The 8,248-nt window shown below is 72.9% G+C and carries 8 protein-coding genes; 6 read left to right on the top strand and 2 right to left on the bottom strand.

The genetic code is table 11. The features are described from left to right. The first annotated feature begins 250 nt into the window (after positions 1–250). From WMJ97_RS13280 to WMJ97_RS13260, 5 genes are all read left to right on the top strand, one after another. Positions 251–958, top strand: a complete 708-nt coding sequence (locus WMJ97_RS13280; protein ID WP_347349480.1) for a response regulator transcription factor — start codon at positions 251–253, stop codon at positions 956–958. Positions 959–1,134: 176 nt separating this feature from the next. Then, complete coding sequence (locus tag WMJ97_RS13275; protein ID WP_347349479.1) at positions 1,135–2,217, top strand: ATP-binding protein; 1,083 nt, start codon at positions 1,135–1,137, stop codon at positions 2,215–2,217. A 168-nt stretch (positions 2,218–2,385) separates the two neighbouring features. Continuing rightward, positions 2,386–3,087 carry a DUF6803 family protein gene (locus tag WMJ97_RS13270; protein ID WP_347349478.1) on the top strand — a complete coding sequence of 234 codons (702 nt, stop codon included), beginning with the start codon at positions 2,386–2,388 and terminating at the stop codon, positions 3,085–3,087. 102 nt (positions 3,088–3,189) lie between these two features. Continuing rightward, positions 3,190–4,425, top strand: coding sequence for a sensor histidine kinase (locus WMJ97_RS13265; RefSeq protein WP_347349477.1), 1,236 nt, complete (start codon positions 3,190–3,192; stop codon positions 4,423–4,425). Beyond that, a complete protein-coding gene (locus tag WMJ97_RS13260; RefSeq protein WP_347349476.1) occupies positions 4,422–5,075 on the top strand; it encodes a response regulator transcription factor in 654 nt (217 codons plus the stop codon). Before WMJ97_RS13265 ends, WMJ97_RS13260 begins: the two co-directional genes overlap by 4 nt. Positions 5,076–5,922: 847 nt before the next feature. Here the strand turns inward: WMJ97_RS13260 and WMJ97_RS13255 are convergent. Then, positions 5,923–6,321: a hypothetical protein gene (locus WMJ97_RS13255; protein ID WP_347349475.1), complete on the bottom strand. Its 399-nt coding sequence runs from the start codon at positions 6,319–6,321 to the stop codon at positions 5,923–5,925. A 106-nt stretch (positions 6,322–6,427) separates the two neighbouring features. On the opposite strand from WMJ97_RS13255, the gene WMJ97_RS13250 reads away from it, so the two are divergent. After that, the gene (locus tag WMJ97_RS13250; protein ID WP_347349474.1) at positions 6,428–7,909 is read left to right on the top strand and encodes a gluconokinase; all 1,482 of its coding nucleotides are present in this window, start codon (positions 6,428–6,430) and stop codon (positions 7,907–7,909) included. 109 nt (positions 7,910–8,018) lie between these two features. Here WMJ97_RS13250 and WMJ97_RS13245 read toward each other — a convergent pair. Next, positions 8,019–8,248, bottom strand: a 230-nt coding sequence (locus WMJ97_RS13245) for a DUF2848 family protein (protein WP_347349473.1), incomplete at its 5' end; no start/stop codon positions are given.

Raw genomic sequence — 8,248 nt, 5'->3', positions numbered from 1 at the left:
CGCACCCGCCGGCTCGTACGCACCCGCCGGCTCGTGCGCACCCGCCGGATCGGACGCGGACGCCGGCTGACCGTCGATGAGCTCGTTCTCGCGGGCCGGGCGTCCGGCGGGCGGCTGGGTCATGGGTCCCCCGTTCGTGGGCGTCGAACTCTTGATAGCACGTCTGTGCTGTTTCCCATGAAACCATGACGCGGACGCTTTTGACAACACACTCGTGCGGGAAAAGGTTTTGTCGGAGGGCTTGGGCACAATGTCGCCCATGGCTGCCGCGCGCGAACCCCTGGTGCTCGTCATCGACGACGAGGAGGTGTTGGCCGGCATGATCGCCCAGTACCTCGAGCGCGCGGGCTTCGCGACGCGCTTGGCCGCCGACGGCCCGACCGGGCTCCGGCTGGCGCGCGAGACCGATCCCGACGTGATCGTGCTCGACCTCGGGCTCCCGGGCCTCGACGGGGTGGAGCTGTGCCGGCAGGTGCGCACGTTCTCCGACTGCTACATCGTGATGGCCACGGCGCGCGCCGACGAGGTCGACACCCTCGTCGGGCTGTCCGTGGGGGCCGACGACTACGTGACGAAGCCGTTCAGCGTCCGGGAGTTGGTGGCCCGCATCCAGGCGATGATGCGCCGGCCGCGCGGCCCGCGGGACGCCGACCCCCCGCTCGTCTTCGGCGCCCTCACCCTCGATCTCGGGTCCCGCGAGGTGCACCTGGAGGGGGCGCCCGTCGACCTCACGCGCACGGAGTTCGACCTGCTCGCGGCGCTGGCGTCCCGGCCGCGTCTGGCCTTGTCGCGCCGGCAGCTCATCGACGACGTCTGGGGGCCCGACTGGGTCGGCGACGACCACGTGGTCGACGTCCATCTGGCGCACGTGCGGCGCAAACTCGGCGACGATGCGGGGCAGCCGCGGTTCGTCCAGACCGTCCGGGGGGTCGGCTACCGCATGGGCACGGGCCGATGAGCGGCCCGGCTGGCGGTCCGTCCACGGGCCGGCGATCCCCCGACCGGCGCTCCACGGACCCGCGATCTGCCGACCGGCAATCCCACGACCGGCGCTCCAGCGACCGTCGCCCCGACGGCGGGCGCAACGGCGAGCCCGCGCCCGGCCCCGCACCCCACCGCGCCTCGCGCGGCACGTTGTCCACGCGGTTCTTCGCGGGTCAGGCGGCGGTCGTCGCGGCGATGACCGCGAGCATGATCGCGGTGTCGCTGCTCGTCGGGCCGGGGGTGTTCCACGAGCACATGATGATGGCCGGCACCGACGACCCCCGCACGGCGGCGCAGCACGCCGAGCAGGCGTTCCTCTCCTCGGCGTGGATCACGCTGGCCGCCGGGCTCGCGCTCGGCGTCCTGGCCGCGCTGGTCGTGAGCCTCTTCTCCGCCGGACGCCTCCGCCGCTCCCTCGACGACCTCACCACCGCCGCCCGCCGCATCGCGCGCGGCCGCTACGACATCCGCCTCACCGACCCGCGGGCCGGGCGCGAGCTCGCCGCGCTGGTGGCGTCCGTGAACGAGCTCGCCGAGACGATCAGCGCCACCGAGGCGACCCGCCGGCGCATGCTCACCGACCTCGCCCACGAGCTGCGCACGCCGCTGGCTTCGCTGGACGCCGTCCTCGAGGGGCTGGAAGACGGGGTGCTCGTCGCCGACGAACCGACGCTCGCGGCGCTGCGGACACAGTCGTCCCGGATCGGGCGCCTCGTTAGCGACGTGCGGGACGTCTCGGCCGCCGAAGAGGGACGCCTCACGCTGCGGCGCGCGTCCCTCTCGCCGGTGGAGATCCTCGGGCAGGCGCGCGCCGCCGCCCTGCCCGGGTTCGAGAGGGCGGGCGTGCGGCTGGTGGCCCGGGCGTCCGACGAGCTGCCCTTCGTGGACGCCGACCCCGACCGCATCGCCCAGGTGCTGGCCAACCTGCTGTCGAACGCGCTCCGCCACACCCCGGCCGGCGGACGCGTCGAGATCAGCGCGCGGTTGGACGCCGCCGGCGTCCGGTTCGCCGTCGCCGACGACGGGGCGGGCATCGAGCCGGACGCCCTCGCGCACGTGTTCGAGCGCTTCTACCGCGCCGACACCGCGCGCGACCGGGGCCACGGCGGCAGCGGGGTGGGGCTCACGATCAGCCGGGCGATCGTCCGGGCGCACGGAGGCGAGCTGACGGCGTCCAGCGCCGGACCGGGGACGGGGGCGACGTTCACGCTGACGCTGCCGGCGGCGTCCTGAATGGGGCAGGTTGGCGACGGCTTGACCGAATCTTGACGGTTCCGACCGGCGGACCGTGATCCCGCGCCCTCACGATGGCTTCGTTTGCACGCGCCTGCTGCACGCGCCTGTTGCGCGTACCAGCGCGAGGCCGTGCCCACGACTTGGCCCACGACGAAAGGTTCACCCATGTCGACGACCGTGGCGGACGTCCAGATCGAGCGTCCCGAGACGGATTCCCTGCAGCGGAGGCCCGCCGTCACCTTCGCGGTCGCGATCGCGTCGGCCCTCGCCCTCGCGTTCGGCCTCGGCGGCCCCAACCTGGCCGCGGACGCCGGCGGCGGCGGGATGCCGATGACCCACTACATGGGGCTCCTGTCGGCCAATCAGCCGTGGAATCTGTTGCTGTTCATGGCCGTCCCGGTGATTCTTGCCGAGACGCTCGCGATCACCGAGCTGGCGATCCTCTTCCAGCGGAAGGCCCCCGCCTGGGTGCACGGCATCAGCCGCGCCGCCGGCCTCGTGGTCGGGCCCATCATGCTCGGCATCCTCGCGCACCTGCTGAAGAACGCAGTCCTGCCGCTGACGGCGTCCGGGGGGTGGCGCGGCCCGGCCGACGTCATCGCGGTCGGGGCGTACGCGCTCAGCGCCCTGCCGCTCATGGCGATCACGCTGACCGAGCTGGGCTACGTCGGACGCGGCGTCCGGGAGGCGCGCAAGTGGCACGCCATCTTCGTCGGCGTCTTCCTGGTGGTCGCGCACGTCGCCATGATCCTCGGCATGCTCGACCCGAGCGTGCTCGGCTGGTCGGCCACCGCGTCCGCGCAGCCGATGCCCGCGATGCCCGGCATGGACCACGGCGCCCACCCCATGCCCATGACGACCCCCTGACGCCCGGACGCGTCCGATCTCGGCCGCGGGTCGCAGGACGGACCCCGCAGCCCGCACCGCAGTCCGATGCCGGACCGGGCGCGCGCACGTATCCTGAGCGCGATGCGCTCCGAGGTCTGGTTCCCGGCCGGCGCGACCCAGCGCGACTGGATGATCGACGCCGGGTCGACGCTGGTCCTCGCCCTGCTCGGCGCGCTGTTCACACCGGTGCTGCTGGGCTACATCGAGCCGTCGTCGCGCCTGCTGGCCGGGATGACGTTCCTGCCGCTGGTCGTCCGCCGGCACTCGCCGCTGCTCGCGATGATCGGCTGCGGGATGGGCTGCCTGCTGCAGTTGATGACGTTGCCGGGGCCGACGGGGTCCGTGGTCGTGGTGCCGATCCTCGCCTACGTGGTCGCCCGCTGGGTTCCGGGCCTGCCCGCGCGCTCGGTCGTCGTCCTCGGGCTGGTCGGGGCGGTGCTCGGGCCGGTGAAGTGGGTCGCGACGTCGTGGCTGCCCGTCTACAACGGGCTGCTGCTCATCGCGTTCTTTCTGATGTGTGCGGCGGCCGTCCTGACGCCGTACGCCGCCGGACGCCGCGTCCGCGAGACCGCGATCGCCCGCGAGGCGCAGCTCGCCGCCGCCGAGGAGCGCTATGCGCGGCGGGCCTACGCGCACGAGCAGCAGACCCGCATCGACGAGGCCGCCCAGCGCGCCACGATCGCTCGCGAGCTGCACGACATCGTCGCCCACTCGCTGTCGGTGATGATCGTGCAGGCCGAGGGCGGCAAGGCGCTAGCGCGCAAGAAGCCCGAGGTCGCCGAGCAGGCGCTCACCACGATCGCCGAGACCGGGCGCGAGTCGCTGTACGAGATGCGCCGCATCGTCGGCGTCCTGCGCGGCGGCCCGGACGCCCGCGCCGATTTCGCCCCGGCGCCCAGCCTGCGCGACATCCCCGACCTGGTGACGCGGGCGTCCGAGCATGCGCGCCTGGAGGTCTACGGCGAGCCCGTCGGCACGAGCCCCGCACTGGAGGTCACCGTGTACCGGATCGTCCAGGAGGGGCTCACCAACTTCCTCAAGCACGCGGGGGCCGGCGCGGAGGCGTCCGTGATTCTGACGTACTCCCCCAGCCAGGTGTCGGTGGAGGTCGTCGACAACGGGCACGGCGTCCCCGACCCGACCGAGGGTGGGGGCAACGGCATCCGCGGCATGCAGGAGCGCGTGACCTCGATGGGTGGCACGATCACCGCCGGGCCACGCGACGATGGGCCGGGTTTCCGCGTGTACGCGCGCATCCCGGTTCGGACGCCCTACGAACGGCTCGCCGAGCCCCCCGAGACAGGAGACCCCCGATGATCCGCGTGTTCCTCGCCGACGACCAGGCGCTCGTCCGGAGCGGGTTCCGCATGCTCATCGAGGCCGAGGACGACCTGGCGGTCGTCGGGGAGGCGTCCGAGGGGGCGGCGGCCGTCCGGGCGCTGACCGAGCACCCGTGCGACGTCGTGCTCATGGACGTCCGGATGCCGGTGATGGACGGCGTCGAGGCCACCCGCCGCATCGTGCGCGCCGGGCTGGGCACGAAGGTGCTCGTGCTCACGACGTTCGACCTGGACGAGTACGCGTTCGCCGCCCTCAAGGCCGGCGCGAGCGGCTTCCTGCTCAAGGACGCCCGCCCCGAGGACCTGCTGAACGCCATCCGGAACGTCGCGGCCGGGGACGCCGTGATGGCCCCCTCGACCACGCGCCGCCTGCTCGACCACGTGCTGCCGACCCTGCAGCCCTCCCCCACCGGCCCCGACCCGCGGCTCGCGCAGCTCACCGAACGCGAGCGCGAGGTGCTCGAGCAGATCGCGTTGGGGGCGACGAACTCCGAAATCGCGGGGACGCTCTACATGGCCGAGGGCACCGTGAAAACCCACATCGGACGCCTCCTCGCCAAACTCCGCTGCCGCGACCGCGTGGGGCTCGTGCTGTTCGCCTATGAGACCGGTGTCGTGAGCCGCTGAGGGCGTCCCGGGGGCGTCCCGCTGCGGGGGGATTACGCGTCCGCCTCACCTGCTCGTGACACTTCCGGGGCACTTGCGCGTCTCCCCTGCAAACGAGTGCGCACCGGATCCGGCGACGATAGCGAGAACGGTGTTATGCGCCATCCGTTGCGCAGTGGTTCGCGTCGGGTCGGGCGGCGTCCCAACGCGCTGGCAGACGCGATCAGGGGCGTGCCCACCCCAGTCGCGAGGCGCCGCCCCCAACCCGGGCGGCGAATTGCGCGCCCGGGGACCCCCGAGCCGAAGGTTCTGCAAACGGCTGCGCAATGGATTCCCCATAACGGTGTTCTCACTGATGCGCCCCGGATCGAGTGCGCAGAGCTTCGCAGGGGGCGAGGTGCTGGCCGAGAGGTGCGGGCGAGGGGGCCTCACGAGGTGCCCGGGGCGAGAGGGCCAGCGGCGGGGGCGGGTCGCCGGGGCGAGGAGCGGGGTGCCAGGAGAGGTGGCGGGCCCAGCGGTGCGGGCGAGGGCACCGCGAGGAGTCGCCGCTCCGAGGCCGGACCGCCCTCGCTGCGGGGAAAACTCAACCTCGCGCCTCGCACAAACGTGCACTGTTCCGCGGTCTTCGTTGCACGGCATTTAGATAATGCTGTCGCAAAAAGAAGGCGACGCTCAGCTTCGTCGTTTCGAGGCCCCGAAACGCGTGATCCTCTCGCGGACCCGGATGGTCACATGCGTCAACTTCCATGTATACCACCCTTCGGGGTGGTCGGTCAGATGAGACCCATTGCTGGGAATGTTGAGGTTCCTTTAATCTGAGCGTGGCCTGGGAGGCTGCCGGAGGGTGTTCCGCAGCCTCTCGGTGCATTTAAGGGGCCGGACGGTCGAGCACCCGGGCGAGGAACTCCGCCAGGTCACCCGATTCCCCGTCGCGGGCGCCGCGTCCGATCACCAGGGACGGCTCCGACGCCTCCAGCCGGACGCCTCGCAGCCGCTCCCGCACCCCGCCCCCGACGACCAACTGGTAGTAGGAGCCGTCGTACCCGATCGCGACGCTGCGGCTGCTGTTCAGGTACCAGCCGACCTTGTCGGTGCGCACGGACGCCCCGCCGTACAGCGTCGCCCGCAGCGGCTCGGGCGCGAGACCACGCTCGCGGGCGGCCTCGACGAACGCGTCGATCAGGCGCTGCGCCTCCGCGGCCTCGGCCCGGCGCGCCGCGTCGGCGAGCTGCTGGAGGCGGGCGGCGTCCTCGCGTCGGTCGGGCATGGGCCGAATCTACCCGCTCCTCGCCTCGGTGAGCCGCCCCCGCCGCTGGTCCCGCCCCGGCCCCGCGGCTAGCGTGAGCGGACGGCGTCCGGCTGAAGGAGGACCCATGTTCACGACCCGACGCGCTGACGCGCAGAACCCGCTCGTGCTCGCGATCGACGTCGGCAGCACCGGCACGCGCGCCGGCGTGTACGACGTGCGCGGGCTGCCGCTGCGCAACTCCAAGACGAAGGTGCAGCACGCGTTCACGACGCTCAACGACGGGACGTCGACGATCGATCCCGACCAGGTCGCCGACGAGATCCGCCGGTGCATCAACTTCTGCACGGACGCCGTCGGCGCGCCCATCGCGGGGGTCGCGATCGACACGTTCGCGTCGTCGCTGGTCGGCGTGGACGCCGACGGGCGCGCCATCACCCCTTGTTACACGTACGCCGACAGCCGCTGCGCGCCGCAGGTGAACTACCTGCGCAGCATCCTCGACGAGGACGACACGCAACAGCGCACCGGCACTCGCCAGCACACCGGCTACCTGCCGCCGCGGTTCCTGTGGCTGCAGCAGACCGACCCCGACACCTTCGGACGCGTCCGCCGCTGGATGTCCCTCGGCGAGTACGCGTGGCTGCGCCTCATCGGACGCACGGCCGCCGGCACGTCGACCGCGGCCTGGACCGGCATGCTCAACCGCCGCCGGGGCCGCTGGGACGCCGAGCTCTGCGCGCTCGTCGGCGTCCAGCTGGAGCAGCTCTCGCCGATCGCCCCGCCCGACGACCCGCTGACGCCGCGGGCGTCCGTGGGCGAGCGCTGGCCCGACCTCGCGGACGCCGTCTGGTTCGCGCCCATCTCGGACGGGCACAGCCAGTCCATCGGGGCCGGCTCGAAGGATTCGAGCCAGGTCGTGCTCAGCGCCGCGACGTCGGGCGCGATGCGGGTGCTGGTCGAGGGCGACGTGGACAACCTGCCCCGCGGGCTGTGGTGCAACCGCATCGACCGGACGCGCTCCATCCTCGGCGGCGCGCTGAACGACGTGGGGCGGGCGGTGACGTGGCTGGAGTCCACGCTCAAGCTGCCGGAGCGGGCCGTCGTCGAGGCCACCCTGATGGGCCCGCCGCTGCCCGCCGTGCCGATCGTGCTGCCGTGGTTCACCGGCGAGCGCTCCACCGGCTGGGTGGGGCAGGCGCGCGCGGTGTTCCACCGGGTGACCGCGGCGACGACGCCGCTGGAGCTGTACCGCGGCACGATCGAGGGGGTCGCCTTCTCCTACCAGCGCATCCTGCGCGACCTCACCCAGGTCACCGGACGCCCCCGCGAGATTCTCGGCACCGGGCGCGTCAGCAACAGCCTCCCCGGGCTGCTGCAGATCGTGGCGGACGCCTCCGGCGCGCCCGTCACGCCGATCACCATCAAGCGCTCCACCATGCACGGGACCGCGCTGATGGCGCTGGAGACCCTCGCGCCCGGGGTGGAGCGCGCCGAGGTCGACCGCGGCGCCACGTTCACGCCCGTGCCCGACCGGTCCGGGTACTACCACCGCCGCATGGAGCGGTTCCAGGTGCTCTACGACAAGGTGATCGCCGCGGCGAACTGAGCGGCCCTGTCCGCCCACTCCCTGGGTCAGGCCGGCCACCAACCGCCCGGACGCCCCCGCCCGGCGGGGCGGAGGCGTCCGGCTTTTCCTGGGAGTGCCGGGACCAGCGTCACTCCCAGGGCTCGGGCAGCACCTCCACGGTGTACGCCACGCGGCTCACGTGACCGGCGGCGTCCGTGAGCTCGACGCGCCAGGCGTCCGCGAACTGGTTCACGCCCGGGATCATGGGGATCGTGCCGCTCATCAGCAGCGTCCCCGGCCGGAGGAGGCCGGCGTCGCCGAGCTTCTCGGTCCAGTAGTCCGGCGGCAGCAGCTGCGCGGGCGTCCCGTCTTGGATCA

It is taken from the genome of Nigerium sp. (assembly GCF_039811905.1).
In the GTDB taxonomy this organism is placed as follows: Bacteria; Actinomycetota; Actinomycetes; order Propionibacteriales; family Propionibacteriaceae; genus Propioniciclava.
The sequence above is the reverse complement of the archived record's forward strand: the minus strand, read 5'-3'. Positions and strand labels throughout refer to the sequence as shown.